Origin of the sequence: Maricaulis sp. MIT060901, assembly GCF_047123815.1 — a bacterium.
GTDB lineage: Bacteria > Pseudomonadota > Alphaproteobacteria > Caulobacterales > Maricaulaceae > Maricaulis.
The window spans coordinates 2,069,192-2,087,922 of sequence record NZ_CP138920.1 but is presented as its reverse complement, the minus strand read 5'-3'; the positions used below and the strand labels follow the sequence as shown (position 1 = coordinate 2,087,922).

Annotated in this window: 15 protein-coding genes; 8 read left to right on the top strand and 7 right to left on the bottom strand. The window is 60.5% G+C overall.

The features are described from left to right. Position 1: 1 nt before the first annotated feature. Positions 2-1,465, bottom strand: a complete 1,464-nt coding sequence (locus SIC17_RS10270; protein ID WP_412545296.1) for an AMP nucleosidase — start codon at positions 1,463-1,465, stop codon at positions 2-4. Between the two features lie 113 nt (positions 1,466-1,578). Between SIC17_RS10270 and SIC17_RS10265 the strand changes: the two genes are divergently transcribed. From SIC17_RS10265 to SIC17_RS10230, 8 genes are all read left to right on the top strand, one after another. Beyond that, the gene (locus tag SIC17_RS10265; protein WP_412545295.1) at positions 1,579-2,385 is read left to right on the top strand and encodes a crotonase/enoyl-CoA hydratase family protein; all 807 of its coding nucleotides are present in this window, start codon (positions 1,579-1,581) and stop codon (positions 2,383-2,385) included. Between the two features lie 241 nt (positions 2,386-2,626). Then, the gene (locus SIC17_RS10260; RefSeq protein ID WP_412545294.1) at positions 2,627-2,965 is read left to right on the top strand and encodes a hypothetical protein; all 339 of its coding nucleotides are present in this window, start codon (positions 2,627-2,629) and stop codon (positions 2,963-2,965) included. A gap of 108 nt (positions 2,966-3,073) precedes the next feature. Beyond that, positions 3,074-5,071, top strand: coding sequence for a bifunctional aspartate kinase/diaminopimelate decarboxylase (locus SIC17_RS10255; RefSeq protein ID WP_412546922.1), 1,998 nt, complete (start codon positions 3,074-3,076; stop codon positions 5,069-5,071). Between the two features lie 88 nt (positions 5,072-5,159). Beyond that, positions 5,160-6,056: an ABC transporter six-transmembrane domain-containing protein gene (locus SIC17_RS10250; protein ID WP_412545293.1), complete on the top strand. Its 897-nt coding sequence runs from the start codon at positions 5,160-5,162 to the stop codon at positions 6,054-6,056. Between the two features lie 239 nt (positions 6,057-6,295). Next, entirely contained in the window at positions 6,296-6,667 is a 372-nt protein-coding gene (locus tag SIC17_RS10245) for a hypothetical protein (RefSeq protein WP_412545292.1), read from the top strand. Positions 6,668-6,751: 84 nt separating this feature from the next. Continuing rightward, the gene (locus SIC17_RS10240) at positions 6,752-7,360 is read left to right on the top strand and encodes a hypothetical protein (RefSeq protein WP_412545291.1); all 609 of its coding nucleotides are present in this window, start codon (positions 6,752-6,754) and stop codon (positions 7,358-7,360) included. A gap of 59 nt (positions 7,361-7,419) precedes the next feature. Further along, positions 7,420-9,168: a hypothetical protein gene (locus tag SIC17_RS10235; RefSeq protein WP_412545290.1), complete on the top strand. Its 1,749-nt coding sequence runs from the start codon at positions 7,420-7,422 to the stop codon at positions 9,166-9,168. Between the two features lie 57 nt (positions 9,169-9,225). Beyond that, complete coding sequence (locus SIC17_RS10230; RefSeq protein WP_412545289.1) at positions 9,226-9,438, top strand: hypothetical protein; 213 nt, start codon at positions 9,226-9,228, stop codon at positions 9,436-9,438. Positions 9,439-9,519: 81 nt separating this feature from the next. Here the strand turns inward: SIC17_RS10230 and SIC17_RS10225 are convergent, their stop codons facing one another. The 6 genes from SIC17_RS10225 to putA form a co-directional block, all read right to left on the bottom strand. After that, on the bottom strand, positions 9,520-10,554 hold the full coding sequence (locus tag SIC17_RS10225; RefSeq protein ID WP_291891475.1) for a ribonucleotide-diphosphate reductase subunit beta: 1,035 nt from the start codon (positions 10,552-10,554) through the stop codon (positions 9,520-9,522). 133 nt (positions 10,555-10,687) lie between these two features. Continuing rightward, positions 10,688-11,524, bottom strand: a complete 837-nt coding sequence (locus tag SIC17_RS10220; RefSeq protein WP_412545288.1) for an amidohydrolase family protein — start codon at positions 11,522-11,524, stop codon at positions 10,688-10,690. A gap of 24 nt (positions 11,525-11,548) precedes the next feature. Beyond that, positions 11,549-12,130, bottom strand: a complete 582-nt coding sequence (locus tag SIC17_RS10215) for a hypothetical protein (RefSeq protein ID WP_412545287.1) — start codon at positions 12,128-12,130, stop codon at positions 11,549-11,551. A gap of 59 nt (positions 12,131-12,189) precedes the next feature. Next, a complete protein-coding gene (locus SIC17_RS10210; RefSeq protein ID WP_412545286.1) occupies positions 12,190-13,014 on the bottom strand; it encodes a lipid A-modifier LpxR family protein in 825 nt (274 codons plus the stop codon). 167 nt (positions 13,015-13,181) lie between these two features. Further along, the gene (locus SIC17_RS10205) at positions 13,182-15,077 is read right to left on the bottom strand and encodes a ribonucleoside-diphosphate reductase subunit alpha (RefSeq protein WP_412545285.1); all 1,896 of its coding nucleotides are present in this window, start codon (positions 15,075-15,077) and stop codon (positions 13,182-13,184) included. Positions 15,078-15,359: 282 nt separating this feature from the next. Further along, positions 15,360-18,482 carry a bifunctional proline dehydrogenase/L-glutamate gamma-semialdehyde dehydrogenase PutA gene (putA, locus tag SIC17_RS10200; protein WP_412545284.1) on the bottom strand — a complete coding sequence of 1,041 codons (3,123 nt, stop codon included), beginning with the start codon at positions 18,480-18,482 and terminating at the stop codon, positions 15,360-15,362. Between the last annotated feature and the right edge of the window lie 249 nt (positions 18,483-18,731).

The window sequence follows — 18,731 nt, the reverse complement described above, 5'->3', positions numbered from 1 at the left end:
GTTACCTGAAGGGCGGTTCGTCGAAACTGCGCAGCTTGCGCGAATGCAGAGCCGAGGCATCATCACGTTTGAGGATTTCGATGGTCTCGATCCCGGCGGCGAGGTGTTCACTCACCGAACGCTGATAGAACAGGTTCGCAGCGCCCGGCAGTTTCAGCTCGCCATGCAGCGGCTTGTCGGAAACACAGAGCAACGTTCCATAGGGCACACGCATGCGCAGGCCATTGGCAGCGATGGTCGCGCTTTCCATGTCCACGGCAATCGCTCGGGACTGGTTGATACGACGGGCCTGGGCGGCGTATCGCAATTCCCAGTTCCGGTCGGCATAGGTCGCCACTGTACCCGTGCGCAGGCGGGATTTGAGATCTTCCTTGCTGTCTCCGCTGACGCTGGCCACAGCGTTCTCCAGGGCGATCTGGATTTCCGCGATCGGCGGGATCGGCACCTCGACCGGGATATCCTCGTCCAGCACTGCATCATAACGCAGATAAGCGTGGGCGAGCACGTAGTCTCCCAGACGCTGGGAGTGGCGCAGGCCACCGCAGTGACCGATCATCAGCCAGCATTGCGGCCGCAGGACTGCCAGGTGGTCTGTGATATTCTTGGCGTTGGATGGACCGACGCCGATATTTACCAGGGTAATCCCCCGTCCGCCCGGTGCCTTCAGGTGATAGGCCGGCATCTGGAAGCGCCGCCAGGGCGCTCCCTCCACAACCGCATGGGCGTTGGGCGTATCCGCATCCACCGTCACATTGCCGGCGGCGGAGAAGCTCTCATAATGATTGTCTTCCTTCAGCTGGCGAATGGCCCAGCTGGTGAAGGCATCAACATAACGATGGTAATTCGTAAACAGGATGAATTGCTGAACATCCTCGTACGGCGTGCCGGTATAGTGACGCAGACGCTGCAGCGAATAATCGACACGCGGAGCGTCGAACAGGCTGAGCGGCCGCGTCTCGCCCGGTGCGCTGGGCTTGAGACCATTGGGTCGGTCATCATCAATCTTGGACAGGTCCGCATACGGGAAGTGGCGCACCAGGTCGGCCGGGCTGGCGGCATTCATGTCCAGATCGTCGGCACCATCCAGGACATAGGAGAACGGGATCTCAGTCGTCGACGGGCCGACCTCGATGGTGATTTCATAGCCATCATTGAGCAGTTCGAGCTGTTCGATCAGATAGTCACGGAACAGCGCCGGATTGGTGATTGTGCTCTCGTAAACGCCCGGATCGGTGAACTTGCCAAAAGCGCGGCTAACCGGAGGCGGCGGGCCGTCCGGCAGATAGCTGACGCGAAGGGCCGGATAAACAAAAGCCCCGGCAGCGCGATCATCGGCGCTTGGCGGGGCTCCTCCGTCCAGGAATATCTTCAGTGCCGTTCGAAGACGGTCGACAGACGCCTGATAGAGCGCATTGAGCTGATCTACGGCGTCCTGGGGTGTGGTCGCAGTTTTAAACTCTGTCATCGCGCACCTCATGCACGAAATCGCGGCGGCGGTAAATGGGTGAAATGCGAGCATGTGGGCTTGGCAGCGCCCCACAACCCGATCAATCTGCCTGCAAACAGGAGCCAACACGTATGAGCCAGATTTTCAGGGATCGGGTCGAGATCTCGATCGAAAACCATATCGCCCATGTCGAGATGATCCGCGAGGACAAGCTCAACGCGCTGGACGGAGATATGTTTGACGCACTGATCGAGGCTGCGGAGTGGCTGGGTGATCAGCAGAGCGTCCGGGTTGCCGTACTCTCCGGTCGCGGACGCATGTTCTGCGCCGGGCTGGACTTCATGAGTTTTGCGGCGATGGCCGGTGATGATCCGGACAAGGCGCTGTCCCTGGAAGAGCGGACCCACGGGCTCTGCAACCGACCGCAATTCGCTGCTTACGCGTGGCATGAATTGCCGGTGCCCGTGATTGCTGCCATTCGTGGCGGTGCGCTTGGCGGCGGACTCCAGGTCGCGCTCGGCGCCGATATGCGTATCGCCGCTGAAGATTCCAGGATCGCAATCGCCGAGACCCAGTGGGGTTTGGTGCCTGACATGTCCGGTTTCGCACTCGCCCGCCGGCTGTTGCGCGATGATGTCCTGCGCCAGCTGACCTATACGGCCCAGCGCATCGACGGTGGCCAAGCCCGCACACTGGGACTGGTCACGGAAACCGCCGAAGACCCGCTGGAACGCGCCTTTGAAATCGCCCGCCAGATCGCCGCGCGCAGCCCGTCCGCCATTCGCGGCTCAAAACGTCTGATCAACGGGCTGGATGACCAGTCTTCCGGCGAAATCCTGCTGGCGGAATCACGCGAACAGCAGGCCGTCATCGGCCAGCCGCACCAGGTCGAGGCTGTGATGTCCAATCTTGAAAAACGCGAGCCTGTTTTCGACTGATCGCGCACTTTGCTTGCGCGCGCCCTGAAAATACATGCCGCCATGCGCAAATGTGTGTTTGGCGTGGTCTCCTGTGGCCTGTATCCACGCCGCTGCCCGATTTTGGCGGGAGAAAGGAGATTACCATGCCCAATTCAAGCAACTGGATCGTTCTCAAATTCGGTGGAACGAGTGTCAAATCCTCTCTGACTGGCAGGTCATCTCCAAACGGATCAAGAAACTCCGCAAGGCGAAGAAACGGGTGCTTGTCGTTCACTCCGCCATTCGCGGTGTGTCCGACGCGCTGGAAGACCTGGTCCGCACCGCCCGTGACGGCGATGGCAGCGAGGCGTTGGCGTTTACCAAGGCCCGGCATATCAAGCTGGCCGACGAGCTGGATCTTAATGGCGAAGCGCTGCTGGCAACCAATTTTGACGAGCTGGACCGGCTTAGCGCCGGCCTGGCGCTGACAGGCGATGCCAGCCCGCGCCTGCATGCACGCATCCTGTGCCAAGGTGAGTTGATGGCGACGACGCTGGGCGCGCCTGGCTCAACCAGATCGGCCGCGATTGCGAATGGCTGGACGCCCGGACTGCGCTGACTGCCCGGCCAGCTGGCGGGATCGCAGGCTATGTCGATGCGGATTGTGAACACGACCCGGACAAAAAACTCCAAAAACGCTTCGATGGCGATGTTGTCCTGACCAGGGATTTATCGCGGGCGTGCGGACGGCGACACCGCCCTGCTCGGCCGTGGAGGTTCCGACACGTCTGCAGCCTATTTTGCCGCCAAGCTGCAGGCTGAACGGCTGGAAATCTGGACCGATGTGCCCGGCTTCTTCTCGGCGGATCCGCGGCTGACGGGCTCCGCGCGCCAGATCAAGGCGCTGAGTTATGACGAGGCCCAGGAGATCGCTTCCATGGGCGCGTCGGTCCTGCACCCGCGCGCCATCGCCCCGGTTCGCAATGCCGGTATCGAGATGGAGATCCGCTGCACGCACAAGCGCAAGATGCCGGGCACGGTGATCAGCGCCACCCCGTCGGAGGATGCGCCGCGTCTGAAAGCCGTTTCGGTCAAGAACGGCGTTCGCCTGATCACGCTGGATACCAGCGGCATGTGGCGGGCGTCCGGCTTCCTGGCCAGGGCGTTCGAGCCCTTTGCGCGGCATGGCGTATCGATCGACCTGGTCTCGACATCGGAAACCAGCGTCACCGTCTCGCTGGATGATGACCCGTCCCTGACGCCAGCCGTTCTGACGGCGCTGGAGGCCGACCTCGCCGAGATCGCCCGCGTCTCGGTGCTGGAAGACTGTGCCGCCGTCAGCCTGGTTGGACGCGGCGTCCGCGCCCTGCTGGCCCAGCTGGCCCGGCGATGGAGGCGTTTCGCACATTATCCGGTGCGCCTGATCTCGCAGGCAGCGAATGATCTCAACTTCACCGTTGTGGTCGATGGCGACCAGGGCAAGCCGCTCTGCCGCAAGCTGCACGACCAGCTGATCCAGCCCAAGCCGCTGGACGAGACCTTCGGTCCCAGCTGGGCGGAGCTCGGCGCGGACAAGACCGCAAAAGCCGATGCGCCGGCCGTCTGGTGGCGCAGCAAACGCGATACCCTGCTCGAGGCCTGCCCCGAGAACGACGCGGTGTACGTCTATGACCGCGATACGGTTCGCGAGCGCTGCGAGGCGATCGCCGGATTGAAGAATCTTGATCGCGGTTTCTATGCGATGAAGGCCAATGGCCATGCCGACATCATCCGCACCGCGGTTGAAGCAGGACTGGGCATTGAGTGTGTCTCCATCAACGAGGTCGAGGCCGCTCGCGCTGTAGCGCCCGCGCTGACACCGGAGCGCATCCTCTTCACGCCCAACTTCGCCCCGCGCGAGGAATATGCCGTCGCGCTGGAGATGGGCATTCACCTGACCCTGGACGGCTTGCACCCGCTGCGGCACTGGCCGGAACTGTTCAAGGGCGCCGGGATCACCCTGCGCATCAATCCCCAGCGCCCGGAAGGCCACCACAAACACGTGCGCACAGCGGGGCCGGAAGCCAAATTCGGCCTGCACCGCGACGAATTGCCGGAAGCCATCGAGCTGGCCCGGACGGCGGGCGCGAAGATCACCGGCCTGCACGTGCATTCCGGCTCGGGCATTTCCGATCCGGAACACTGGCGGCGTGTCGGCATTTTCCTGACCGAGACCGCGCAGGACCTGCCCGACGTGAAAGTGCTCGATCTGGGCGGCGGTCTGGGCGTTGACGAGGCCTCCGGTCCGCGGCGCATCAACACCGACCAACTCGACATCATGCTGGGTGAGCTGAAAACCGCCTATCCCGGGTATGAGTTCTGGCTGGAACCAGGCCGTTATATCAGCGCCGAGGCCGGTGTGTTGCTGGCCCGGGTGACCCAGGTCAAACAGACGCCCGATGCGCGTTTTGTCGGCATCAATACCGGCATGAACTCGCTGATCCGCCCGGCGCTCTATGGTGCCCGCCACGAGATCGTCAATCTCACGCGCCTCGATGAGGATGCGGACATGATCGCCGATATTGTCGGGCCGATCTGCGAAAGCGCCGACCGGCTGGGCGCCCAGCGCCTGCTGCCCGAAACGCGTGAGGGCGATGTCATCCTGATCGGCAATGGCGGTGCCTATGGCCGCGTCATGGCCTCGCGCTACAACATGCGTGAACCCGCCGGTGAGGTGGTGATCTAGCCCAGACAGCGGATATCGGGGCGGACCGGGATGGTTCGCTCCGATTTCCCCCTCGCCTGCCCTGTCAGAGCGGTGTAAGCCGCGCGACATGAGCTCTGAAACTCCTTCTGAAGTAGCGGCCGAAACACCGGCTGACACGCCCCCCGAAGCGGTCAGTCACGGCTCGATTTTCAAGCGGTTCTGGCCGCAGATTTCCGGCACGTTTGCGCTGTTGACGGTCGAGAATGTGCTCGGGGTCGCTGAACCACTCGTGCTGGGCATCGCCATCAACCGACTGGTGGAACAGGACTGGACAGGCCTCGCCTGGCTGGTCGCGCTGGAACTCACCTTCATCATCGTGGGCATTGTCCGGCGCATGTATGACACCCGTGTCTATACCCGCATCTACGCCAGGGTCGGCTCTGACCTGGTTGCGCGGGAACAGGCCAAGGGCTCACCGATCACCCAGGTCAATGCGCGCGCGGACCTGATCAAGGAAGTCGTCGATTTCTTCGAACAGATCCTGCCGCTGTCCCTGACCGCCGGTTTCACCCTGATCGGCTCGCTGGTGATGATCGCCTTTCTGGATTTCCGCGTCTTCGTGGTCGCCACCGTGGCGACCGTGCTGACCGGTCTTGTTTTCTGGATCGCCAGCAGGCGCATCCACACCCTCAACAAGGCGCTCAACAACCAGTATGAACGCCAGATCGAGGTGTTCGAACGCATGCGCGCGTCCAGCCGCAACCGCCACTTCCGGCGGCTGGCCATGTGGCAGGTGCGCCTGTCCGATCTGGAAAGCCTCAATTTCGGCCTGACCTATCTCTTCCTGATCGCCGCCATGCTGTTTGGTATTTATGACGCGGTCACCCGCCTGGATGCGCCGATCGGGACAGTGTTCGCACTAATGACCTATCTCTTCCAGTTCGTGCAGAGCGTTGTGGCCCTGCCGATCACCTACCAGCAAGGTATCCGCACATCGGAGATCACCCAGAGGGTCTCGGACTAGGGGGACGGCGCAGAAAACGGTCCCGATAGCGCGCGGTCTTTACCCCCGGCACGGTGATGTCAGCCATTTTGGGGGTGACCATGTTTTCCGTTTCCATCACCAGCGCGCTGCTTGCGCTAGCCACGCTCAGCTAGGATACCCAGCTCGCGGATCTGCGTGAGCGCGGCTCTGTCGTCGCGCACCGCGAAGCTCTTGTCGGGAGCGACGCGCAGGGTTTCGAGCGGGTGTGGTCAGATGCCATGTTCAGCCAGGATCACACCGCCCTCGCCCGCTTCCTCTCCCAGGCTGACACGCTTGACGACGCGGCACGCGCGGCAGGGTTCTACCTGCTTAAGGAACGCCTCCAGCTGGGCACCCATTACGCCGAGGCCCTGAAGGCTCTAGAGGCCAGCCTTACTGCAGACCCCGGCCAGGACCGGGCTGACGAAATCGCCCTGCTGGCCATCGCCGCAAACCAGCCGGCCATGTCCCGTACCGGTGCCAGCGGCACAACACTTCCAACCCGTATTGACCGCATCAACCAGCTGCGCGCCGATATCACCATGGCTGGTGGTACCTCAGTGCCGGCCATCCTGGACACCGGGGCCGAGATCAATGTGGTCATGACCTAAATCGCCCGGGAACAGGGTTTTGAATTCCTCGACGGAACGGTCAATGTCGGCACCACAACAGCTCCCGTCGAAGGCGAACTGGCCATGGCATCCCGCATCGCGATGGGAGAGATGGTCTTCCATGACGTGCTCTTCCTGGTTTTGCCGGACGAGATGCTGACCTTCATCAATAGCGAATACACGCTGGACATGATCATTGGCCTGCCGGTCTTTGCCGCAGCTGAACAGGTGGAGTGGACCGACCAGGGCCAGGGCCTGCGCCTGGGTGACCATGTCACCCGCCTGCCGGACAGCGCCGACAGCCTGTTCTGGCACGGCAGCGGTATCGGCCTGGCGGCCCGTATTCACGGCATCTACCGTGGCACCCATTTCGACAGCGGTGCCTCGCGCTCCCAGCTGCGCCCGGACATATTGCGCCATCTCAGCGACGCAGAGCAGGCACAGCTGGAAGACCGGTCCGAAACCGTCACCGGCATCGGCGGCACCGAAACCCGCCAGGCCTGGCGCGCCAGCAACATCACGCTGGGCCTGGGTGGCGGTCCGGTCCTGTTCGAACAGATCGACATCATCGCCGACGAGGAAAACGCCCTGGGCGACATTGCCATGATCGGCAACAACATCATCCGCCGCAACACATCCTTCGCCCTCGACTTTGAAAGCATGCATTATCAGGTGGTGCTGGCGAGGGAGTAGTGGCTACGCCTTTATCTCGTCGCATTGCACGCGCTAGAATTGCGGCATGCGGGGGATAGATGCGTAGATTTGCAGGATTGGTAGTGGCTGGTCTTTGTCTGGCTGGGGCGAGCGTTGGTAGTGTTCCAGAGCTTGCAGCAGCTCAGGAGCCCGGGCCGGAAACCATTTCGGAATTCGTCAACCGTTCTGCTCTTGCCACAGAGGCTGGACGGGCCATTCAGCAAGAAATCGATCAGCTGGATGATCAACAAACTGATGCCCTTCTTGCCTCTCGGGTTGATTCACGGTCGATCGCCTGGTCACAGACACTGATAGCCGAATACGACAGAATCATCGCCGCGCAGGAAGTCATGCTGGAGCTGGCTCGGTCGAAGCATGCGGAGTACCGGGCCGCGCGTGACCAACAAGATACGGCGGTGATTGCACTCTTGGACCTCATCAGCAACCGGCTGCCAGTCGATGCTGGTTCGACCCCGGGCGAAGTTTCGAGGACTGATAGAGTGTCGCTTTTCCGGCACATGATCGAGGACCCGCAGATCGCCCGCGCCGACCTCCTGGTTCAGCTCCACAACGAGGTTCTGAATGAGCTCAACCGAGGACGGAGTCGCCAACAGAACCGGCTCGGTCATTTCCCGGATAATTGGACCGATCCGGTGGTCGCCAGCCTGCCCGGTGCTTCTGCGGCCGAAGGTCTGCACCGCGAAATCGTTTCTCCAGACCTTGAGGAGCAACCGATCAATTTCTTCCTCCGGTTCGAATACGACCAGGCCATCGAGACTTTTGATGATGCGATCGAGCTCCTCGCAGAAATGAATCCCACTCCGCAGCCGCCACAGTTTCCGCGCGAGCGTCCGGTCTGCGCGACACAGGGCTGTCCGGAACAATCACCGAGCGTCCTAGCCAGTCTCCGCTGGTCACCTTTCTTGTCCTACCAGGGGTATCGACACCTCCAGACCTCTGAGTCTCGCACGATCTCTTCAGTCGAACTGTCACGAACGGGCCGTCCGGCGGTTCATGGTGAGGCCGCGGATCTGCTGGATCAGCTTGATGACGCGCTCACTGAATACGCGAACGAAGCACAGGTGAGACAAACCGAGCGGCTTGCCGAGCGGAGAACCTTAGCGAGCCGCCAACAACTCGCGGCGTCGGAAGCTGAAAACCGGGCTGAAACGATGCAGCGATCCCTTACCTCGCGGCGGGCCCTCGCCATGGACAACCAGTCGGAATTGCGCATCCTCCAGAGCGAGACGCTCGCACTGGCCGATGAAGTTGCACCGTTCCTCGCTATACATCGACAGATCGAAAGCGATCTGCCGGTCTGGGCGGCGACCTCATTTGCCCCACAACGTATCAATGTCTCAAGAGATGCTCATCGGCACGGCATGTTTCCAGATCTGACTGACCTCCTTTATCCAGCCACCCGCCTGCTTTCAATGGTGAACGCTCAGGCGCACATCGTGCGTTTTCACGATGATGTCAGGTTCGCGAATGAGGTTCGCCGCATCGAGATCATCGTCTTTGGAGATCTGCAGGCCATCGGTCGCGAAGGCGATCGCTTTATCTTGCTGGATGTCGGACGTCGCCTGACCGCAACCGATTACGAATTCACACCAGAAGAAGTCGCGATGCTGGAGTTTTACTGGGAGACGCCACCTTCAGCTTCGGCACCCGTACCGGTCTTCGATCATAATGTTCCGCCGATCGACATTTCGGTAGAGGGCAGCCCAGTCGGAGCGGCCCTCACTCAATGGCGTCAGTGCCTTCGAAGAAACTCCACCGAGGTCTGCAGGTCTCGCTTCCTCAACTAGACATTCCACCACCGGGCAAATCAGCTCTTCCTACGCGGAACCATCTCGGAGGGTGCGATGAAGATTGTCACGACGATCCTGGCGCTGACCGTGTCGGTGATCGCCATTGGTGGGGCCGGGACGATTTATCTGGATTATCTGGATGCCAGGAGCTTCGAGCGGATGCGCGAAGCCTGTGCGCCCGGGGCGGTGATTTCCTATCAGCGCGACAGGCTTGGCAGCATGGTCACGATCAATTGCGAGCATGATCTTCCGCAGACCACGCAATAAAATGGGCGACCCAGCTCGCTTCTTTCCTCCCCGAAAGTAGATCGCTGGATCGCCCGCAACTCGACGCCGAAGCGGAGTTGATCAGTCGGCCAGAGCGTCTTCGCTCTGCTTGGTTTTCATTTGGTCAAACATGGACCAGACGCCGTCATTACCATGCCAGTCACCCTGTGTCGCGCCTTTTGAATATTCGGTCGCGCGGGCTTCGAAGAAATTGGCATGCTCGACACCGTTGAGGATCTCCGTAAGCCACGGAAGCGGATGCTCCTTCACGCCATAGATAGGCGGCAGTTTGAGCTGGCCGAGGCGCCAGTCGGCGATATAGCGGATGTATTGCTTGATATCGTCCGGCGTCATGCCCTCGACATCACCCATCTCGAAGGCGAGATCGATGAACTTGTCTTCCATGCGGACAACCGTCTTGCAGCACTCGACAATGTCGTCCTTGACCTCTTGCGTCAGCGCGCCGGTCTCTTCGGCAAAGGCGTGGAAGAGCTTGATCATGCCCTCGCAGTGCAGGCTCTCATCGCGGATCGACCAGGTGACGATCTGGCCCATGCCCTTCATCTTGTTGAGGCGCGGGAAATTCATCAGCATGGCGAAGGAAGCAAACAGCTGCAGACCTTCGGTGAAGGCGCCGAACATGGCCACAGTACGCAGGATGTCAGCTTCGCTCTCAACACCGAATTCCTGCATGTAATTGTGTTTGTCCGCCATGGCCTCGTATTCCATGAAAGCGGAGAATTCGCTGTCCGGCATGCCGATCGTCTCGAGCAGCAGCGCATAGGCGGCGATATGGATCGTCTCCATGTTGGAGAAGGATGACAGCATCATCTTCACTTCCGTCGGACGGAAGACGCGGCTGTAGCGCTCCATATAGTTGTCGTTCACCTCAACATCGGACTGGGTGAAGAAGCGGAAGATCTGCGTCAGCAGATTGCGTTCCTGGTCATTGAGCTTGGTTGCCCAGTCCTTGCAGTCCTCACCGAGCGGAACCTCTTCCGGCATCCAGTGAACCTGTTGCTGCTTTTTCCAGAAATCATACGCCCACGGATAGCGGAACGGCTTGTAGGAATGGCTGGACGTCAAAAGGCCCGGCAGGTCGGAAGCAGCGGTCATGGAAACACCTCGGTCGGAATCAAAACGGCTGAGCCGCTCAATATCTATATATTGTGGTAAACGCGGGGTTTACGTCTAGCCCTAGTGTGCAAAGGGTAGGGTTTTCCACAGACTGCTCCACAGGATTCAGCGCCTAATCAACCTCAGTGACACGTAGTTCGGACTGTGCACGCAGCACACCTGCCCGCATCACATGGGTCAGGGAGCGGAAATTGCGAACATCCTCGCGCGGGTCCTGCGACAGGATGATCAAATCGGCGGCCATGCCTTCCTCGATCTGGCCAAATTCATCTTGTCGTCCCATGGCAATGGCCCCGCCGCGGGTCGACATCTCGATCACTGCCTCCGGATTGAGTCCGGCTGCCTGCATCATCTCCATCTCGCGATAGATCGACGGACCACGCAACGTCATCGGATCGCCGGCATCCGTCGCGGTGGCAATACGTCCGCCCGCTTCATACACCGCCACGAGATTTCGTTGCATGAGGGCGATTTCCGCACCATTGGCCTCGAGGCTGCGATAGGCCCAGGCCGGTGTCAGCGCCGGGTTGAGATTTGCTTGCAATTCTTCCGGTGAATTGATGCGCGTGCGGATCGCATCGTCAACACAACCATTGGGATCATCAACAGGTGCGGCAGCAGCGAAAGTGACACTGGCAAGCGCTCGGCTCCAGTTAGACCCAGCCTGCAAGGTTGGCACGTAGACCGCTTCATTACGGGTCAACAGCTCCAGGAATTCTTCATCGACCGGCTGATCAGAAACCGAATGAACCAGCATCTGGGCCCCGGCACGCAGGGCCAGCTTTGCTTCACGCAAGGAGGTCGCGTGGACAATCATCGGCAGACCCGCCTCGTCCGCCGCAGCACCAATTTCCATCAACAGCGCATCCAGGCGTTCGCGCTGCGCCGGGCGCGGCACGAGATACCAGACCTTCACCGCCTCTGCGCCAATCTGCTGCAGGTACCGCACCTGTTCGCGAACACCATCGATGCATTACATCGGCAGGAATAACGGCTGATCGGCCGCGCCCTCTCCCAGAAAGAACCGGTTGCGGGCACTGGCATGCGTGATCAGCGGACCTGCTGCCCGGACATGGACACGGTCCGGGCGATCGGTGTCCGTTGCATGCTCGCCTGTTACGGTCCAGGCCTGACCACCAACATCATAGACAGCGGTGATCCCTGAGCACAGGTATGCCGCGTGCCAGCGGTCGGGATTCCGGCGCAACTCGCCAACTGTTTCGGCATACGGATGCACGTCGGGGGCCAGCAGGCCATCGGGGCGCCCGTCCAGCCACCCGGTCTGGGCAAAATGCACATGCGCGTCCACCAGGCCTGGCGTGATGAACCGCCCATCCAGGTCGATAATGTCCGCATCTTCCGGGTATTCACACGCTTCGGGCTCGCCCACGCATTGGATCCGACTATCCCGGACCACAATACTGGCGCGCTCGATCCAGTAATCACCATTGATGACTGTGGCGCCCGATAAGACTACCGGATCAGCATCCTGCGACTGCGCCAAAGCGGGTTGCGAAAAAGCCAAGACGAGACAGGACAGAAGCGAATGTTTCATGACATTCCTCCCAGAGCTGCCTGCTTGAAACCAAGAGTGACCCAAGGTCACCGACAGCGCTACCAGCGCCAGTTCAGAGTGACCGCGCCAAATTCCTCGGATTCCTCGAAGGCAGTGACACCGGCCACATGCTGGTATTCGCGGCGAACATAGGCAACAGAAAGATCCGCATCGCCAAACCGCACCGCCACTCCGGCCTGGGCATCGCCGATAACCTCGCGGCGGGTCAGAGCCATAGCACTGTCGAAATTGGCACCCTCGCTCGGATTGTACAGCAGGGCCCGGCGATCAGCGCCTGCGAACATGTACCAGCGCGGTTCGCCCTGCAGCGAATTGCCCAGGTGCTGGCCGACACGCAGTTCAGCGCCTGCACCGGCTGCCGTGCCGTCATTGCCCAGACTGACTCCGGCCCGCGGGATGATGCTGACATCCAGCTCATCGGAACCGCCGTAGGAATCAAAGGAGCGCTGATAGGCCAACGCGACCGTTGTCTCGTCCCGCTCGGGCTCGAAGACCAATGGAGAGCGGTTATCCGCCGTGATGGCGAGCAGGTCAAAGGCCACATCGCCTGTGTCATCATCGAGCACAGCCACGCTCAGCTCACCGGCAGGGCCCAGATCGATCGTTGTCGCATGAGGCAGTGTCGACGCCGCAAAGGCATTCTGGCCAGCGATATCGGCATCCAGCGATAGCGCTGTGCGGGCAATATTCGCCGCCGACGCGGATAAGGGCCGAATTTCACCTTCTGCCGCCAGGTTGGCCTGGATAAGGGCAGAAGGATTCTCCCACTCAACAGCCTGCCCGGGTGTCATCAATACATAAGACACTCCGGAAAGCGCGATAAGCGTCGCCAAAGTCAGTTCTGACTTTCGTCCCATACGCATCAAACTCTCTCCCTGAGCGAATTCTCGCAAAGCGTGAATGTATTTGCATCAGGATTCGCCCAAGAAGCGAAATGGTTAATATCCATTCCCGGTGGTGCCGAAAAAAAGAAAAAGCCCGGGTTGCGCAACCCGGGCTTCTTGCTTGGCGTCATTTCAGTTGATCGCGCTTACTGACAGGCGAGGCACTCCTCGTAATCGGTCGGCGCGGCATCCGCCATGGACTGCTCGGCTTCGGACTTGCTTTCCGAACCGGCATAGGCAGCACGCTGGACCGACTTGGAGCGGCAGTAATAAAGCGACTTGATGCCCTTTTCCCAGGCCGACCAGTGCAGCATGTGCAGGTCCCATTTATCGATATCGCCCGGCAGGAAGATGTTGAGCGACTGGGACTGGCAGACAAACGGCGTGCGATCAGCAGCATGTTCAATGACCCAGCGCTGGTCGATCTCAAAGGCGGTCCGGAACAGCGCCTTTTCGTGCTCGTCCAGCTCCTCGATGTGCTGTACGGACCCTTCATGTTCCAGGATCGTGGCCCAGACACCCGGCGTATTGAGACCCTTGGCCTCGAGCGCGGCTTCCAGCTGCGGGTTCTTGACCGTGGTGGAGCCGGACAGGGTCTTGTGTGTGTAAACATTGGCCGGGATCGGCTCGATGCCGGCAGAGACACCGCCACAGATGATGGAGATGGACGCTGTCGGCGCGATGGCCAGCTTGTGGGAGAAACGCGCCTTGACACCGCTTGCCGCCGCATCCGGGCACGCACCACGCTCATCGGCCAGCTTGACCGAAGCCGCATCAGCCTGCTGGCGGATATGCTTGAACAGCTTCATGTTCCAGGACTTGGCCATGGCACTTTCAAACGGCGCATTCATCTGCTGCAGGAAAGTGTGCATGCCCATCAGGCCGAGACCGACAGAACGCTCCTGGATAGCGGAATAGACCGCGCGGTCCATTTCTTCCGGTGCCCGCTGGATGAAGTCTTCAAGGACGTTGTCGAGGAAACGGAAAATGTCCTCGATGAAGGTCTCGTCGTCCTTCCACTCCAGATATTTGGCAGCGTTGAGCGACGACAGGCAGCAAACCGCCGTGCGCTCTTCACCATTCTGGTCATAACCGGTCGGCAACATGATCTCGGCGCACAGGTTGGACTGACGCACTTTCAGGCCCAGCTTGCGCTGGTGAGCCGGAAGCGCGTTGTTCACCGTGTCGGAATAGATGATGTAGGGCTCGCCGGTCTGCAGGCGCAGCTCGAGGATCTTCTGCCACAGCTTGCGGGCATTGATCGTTTTAACCACATCACCCGTTTTCGGGGATTTCAGCTCGAACTCGCCATCATCACGCACAGCTTCCATGAAAGCGTCGGAAATGTTGAGACCATGGTGCAGGTTCAGGGACTTGCGGTTGAAATCGCCGGACGGTTTGCGGATCTCCAGGAATTCCTCGATTTCCGGGTGGTGCACGTCCAGGTAAACGGCAGCGGAACCGCGGCGCAGTGAGCCCTGGGAAATCGCCAGCGTCAGGCTGTCCATGACGCGGATGAAGGGAATGATGCCGGAAGTCTGGCCAACATCACCGATTTTCTCGCCGATGGAGCGAACATCGCCCCAATAGGTGCCGATTCCGCCGCCATTGGACGCGAGCCAGACATTCTCGGTCCAGGTGCCAACAATATCGTCCAGGCTGTCACCGACAGAGTTCAGGAAACAGGAGATCGGCAGACCACGGTCGGCGCCACCATTGGACAGGACCGGCGTGGCCGGCATGAACCAGAGATTGGAGATGTAGTCATAAAGACGCTGGGCATGCTCGGCGTCATCGGCATAGGCCGTGGCGACACGCGCAAACATGTCCTGGTAGGACTCGCCGGGCAGCAGGTAACGATCTTCCAGCGTCTTCTTGCCGAAATCCGTCAACAGCGCGTCACGCGAACGATCAACCTTGACGCCCTCGACCACACGCAGGTGGGAGGCCTCATTGGCCCTCGGTTTGCCACGACGAGACGAAGCACGCTCAACCTGATCTTCGTCAACAATACGAGTGGTGGCTGTATCCAGAGGTGTCATGCGGTTTTGCTCCCCAAACCCAGAGTCAAAAATGTCCTGTTCGCGCAAAATATGCTTGCGCGGCGTACAAACCCGAATAGGTCGAAAAATCTGTATAGTGTGCCGCTGTGTCCAGCTGACCCAACATATAGTGGCTCACCCCGAAAAGCCGGTCAACGGCCAGAACAGTCTTTGGGCTGATTTTTTGGTAAACAAGTTCTTAACCGCAGACAGGCCGTGTCACACCGCGTTAAGGGGCGTGACAGGCCTGTGAGACAAGGGTTAAGCGGCGTTAACCGAGCCTCATGAAAGGTTAAGAAGCTCCGGATCCCCGCCTTGCGCAGAGATGTTGATCGTGACCGTTTTCTCGCCCGCAAAACGGTGCAAATAATGCGGGCCTCCGGCCTTGGGACCCGTGCCAGACAAGCCCTCTCCGCCGAACGGCTGAACGCCGACAACAGCGCCGATCATGTTGCGATTCACGTACACATTGCCGGCCGGAACGATCGACTGAATTTGCCTGTGGAAAGACTCCAGACGGGAGTGAATGCCCAGCGTCAGACCATAACCCTTGGCTGCAAGAGCCGCGGCAATCGCGGGGAGGTCCTTGCGCTTGTAACGATACACATGCAGCACCGGACCAAAGACCTCGCGCTCGAGAAGATCCAGCGAGGGCAGCTCCACAAGGGCCGGACCAAAGAAACTGCCATGCTCTCCTGCCATACCGGTGTCGAGCTGTTTGATGACCGTGGCCTCACGCGTCATGCGCTCCATGTGTGATTCGAGAATCGCCAGGGCTTCCTCATCGATGACCGGACCGACATCCGTCATCACTTCAGACGGGTTACCCAAGCCCAGCTCATCCATGGCGCCGCACAGGCCTTCCACAAAATCATCCGCCGTATCTTCGGGCAGGAAAATGATTCGCAGGGCCGAACAGCGCTGTCCGGCCGAACCGAAAGCAGACATGACGGCGTCATCGACAACCTGTTCCTTCAGGGCGGTCGTATCGACAAACATGCCATTGAGCCCGCCGGTCTCCGCGATCAGCGGCGCAATGGCCGTGTCACGCGCCGCCAGCGAACGGTTGATCAGCCGGGCGACTTCCGTGGATCCGGTAAACGCCACACCGGCCGTGCGGTCATCACGCGTCAAGGCAGCCCCCACCGTCTCGCCGGTGCCCGGCAGCAGCTGCAGTACCTCGGCCGGCAGGCCAGCCTCCTGGAACAGCTTCACGGCTTCACATGCGATGACGGGTGTCTGCTCTGCCGGCTTTGCCAGCACCGTATTGCCCGCGGCCAGCGCCGCAGCGACCTGGCCGGCAAAGATCGCCAGCGGGAAGTTCCAAGGGCTGATACAGACAAAGACACCGCGCCCCTGCAGGCCGAGATGATTGGTCTCGCCCGCCGGACCGGGCAGACGCTCTGCCCCGGTGAACTCGCGTTCGGCCTGGGCGCCGTAGAAACAACAGAAATCGACGGCTTCGCGAACTTCCGCGATCCCGTCCGGGATATTCTTGCCCGCCTCGCGCGACATCAGCGCAATCAGGCGGTCCATATTCTTCTCCATGGCATCACCCATGGCCCGCAGGATGGCACCACGCGTGGCGCCGCCGGCCGCGTTCCAGGACGGGTAGGCTGCGGCAGCGGACTTGAAGGCCGCATCCACATCCGCCTCGCTGGCCTGGACCACATTGCCAACATGCTGGCTGCGATCGACCGGGCTCATCAATGCCTCGACCTCGCCGGTAAGCATGCGACCGTCAATCATGGGACCTGCGCTGATCGGCAGCTCGGCCTGAAGATCGGTCATGGCCTTCGCCAGGCGCTGCTGGACTGCCAGCTGGCTGATGTCCACGCCCACCGAATTCGCGCGCTCCTCGCCATAAAGGTCGTCGGGCAGCGGAATCTGCGGATGACGGTCAATACCTGCGGCCTTGTCGAACGGGCCGCGGGCCACGTCCTCAACCGGCACCGCGTCATCCAGGAAAGAATGGACAAAAGAGGTGTTCGCACCATTCTCCAGCAGGCGGCGCACCAGATAGGGCAGCAGGTCTTCGTGACTGCCCACGGGCGCATAGACCCGAACCGTGCGTTCGCCGTGCGCCTCGTGCGAGGCCGCATAGAGCGGTTCGCCCATGCCGTGCAGACGCTGGAATTCATATGCCTCGACACCCGCCTGGCTGGCCAGTTCCCGGACCGAGGCCAGCGTGTGCGCATTATGCGTCGCGAACTGGGAATAGATCTCCTTTGGCGCGGCCAGCATGCGCTTGGCGCAGACCAGATAGTGCAGATCCGTCGCCGTCTTGGTCGTCCAGACCGGGAAGTCCGGCCAGCCCATCTGGTGGCCGAACTTGATCTCGGTATCCCAGTAGGCGCCTTTCACAAGGCGCACGAGAAAACGCCGTCCGCTCTGTTTCGCCAGTTCGACCAGACCATCAATCACGGCACCGGCACGTTTCTGATAGGCCTGCACCGCCAGACCTAGCCCATTCCAGCCGCGCAGGGACGGGTCCCGCGCGAGGCGATCAAGGATTTTCAGCGAAATGACCAGGCGATCGGATTCCTCAGCATCAATGCAAAAGCCGATATCATGCGCCTTGGCTGCCCGTGCCTGTTCCAGCACCATCGGGTAAAGCTCGTCCATGACGCGCTCTTGCTTGATGGCGAGATAGCTGGCGTTCAGCGCGGAGAGTTTCACGGATACGCCGTGCACCTGTTCGATTGGACCTTCACCACGCGAGGCACCGACGACCTCGATCGCATCAAGATAACGCTGGTGATATCGCTGGGCGTCAGCGGCGGTACGCGCGCCCTCACCCAGCATGTCAAAGGAACCGATTTCCTTGTGTTTGCCCGCCCGCTTGAGCGCGGCAGAGATCGTGCGTCCAAGCACGAATTGCTCGCCCATGATTCGCATGGCCTGCATGGTGGCCGCTCGGATGACCGGTTCACCGGCGCGGGCCGTCAGCTTTTTCAGATAAACGCCCGGATTCTGACGTGCCTCAGGATCCACATCGATGATCTTGCCGGTCAGCATCAGGCCGAGCGTGGAAGCATTGACCAGCCAGTTCTCCGACTTGCCGGCATGTTCACCCCACTCACCTGTCGAGATCTTCTCGGCAATCAGCTTGTCCGCCGTCGCGCCATCGGGCACGCGCAGCAGCGCCTCGGCCAGACACATCAGAGCCAGGCCTTCCTTGTTGGACAGGCCGAATTCCTGGAGGAAGGATTCCATCAGGCCACGCGTGCGTGTCGACGCACGGGCGCGCTTCACCAGATCAATCGCATCATCACGGACCTTGTCACGCGTCTGATCGGAAAAGCCGATCTGCTCGACAAGGCTCTGTACCAGCTCGCTCTCATTGGCGAACTTCAAATGGTCAATTTCATCCCATTCAATGGAATTCCGGGCCTGAACATTCATGGCACAAACCTTCTATTGGATCCAAAATTTCGGAGCGGACATTGCTCCCGCAAACGCCGCTTCGCAAGCCCAGTGTGCTGTTGCACTTCGCGATTGTGCACGAATGCGCTAAGACGCATGCAGACAGTAAGGATTTTCACCGCCTCGGGCGGCTGAAAAGCAGAGGAAATTGATGAGCAAAACCGCTGACCTCGCGAGTAATATCGTCACCACCAACGGCCCGGACGCCGAAGACAGCAATGAACGCCC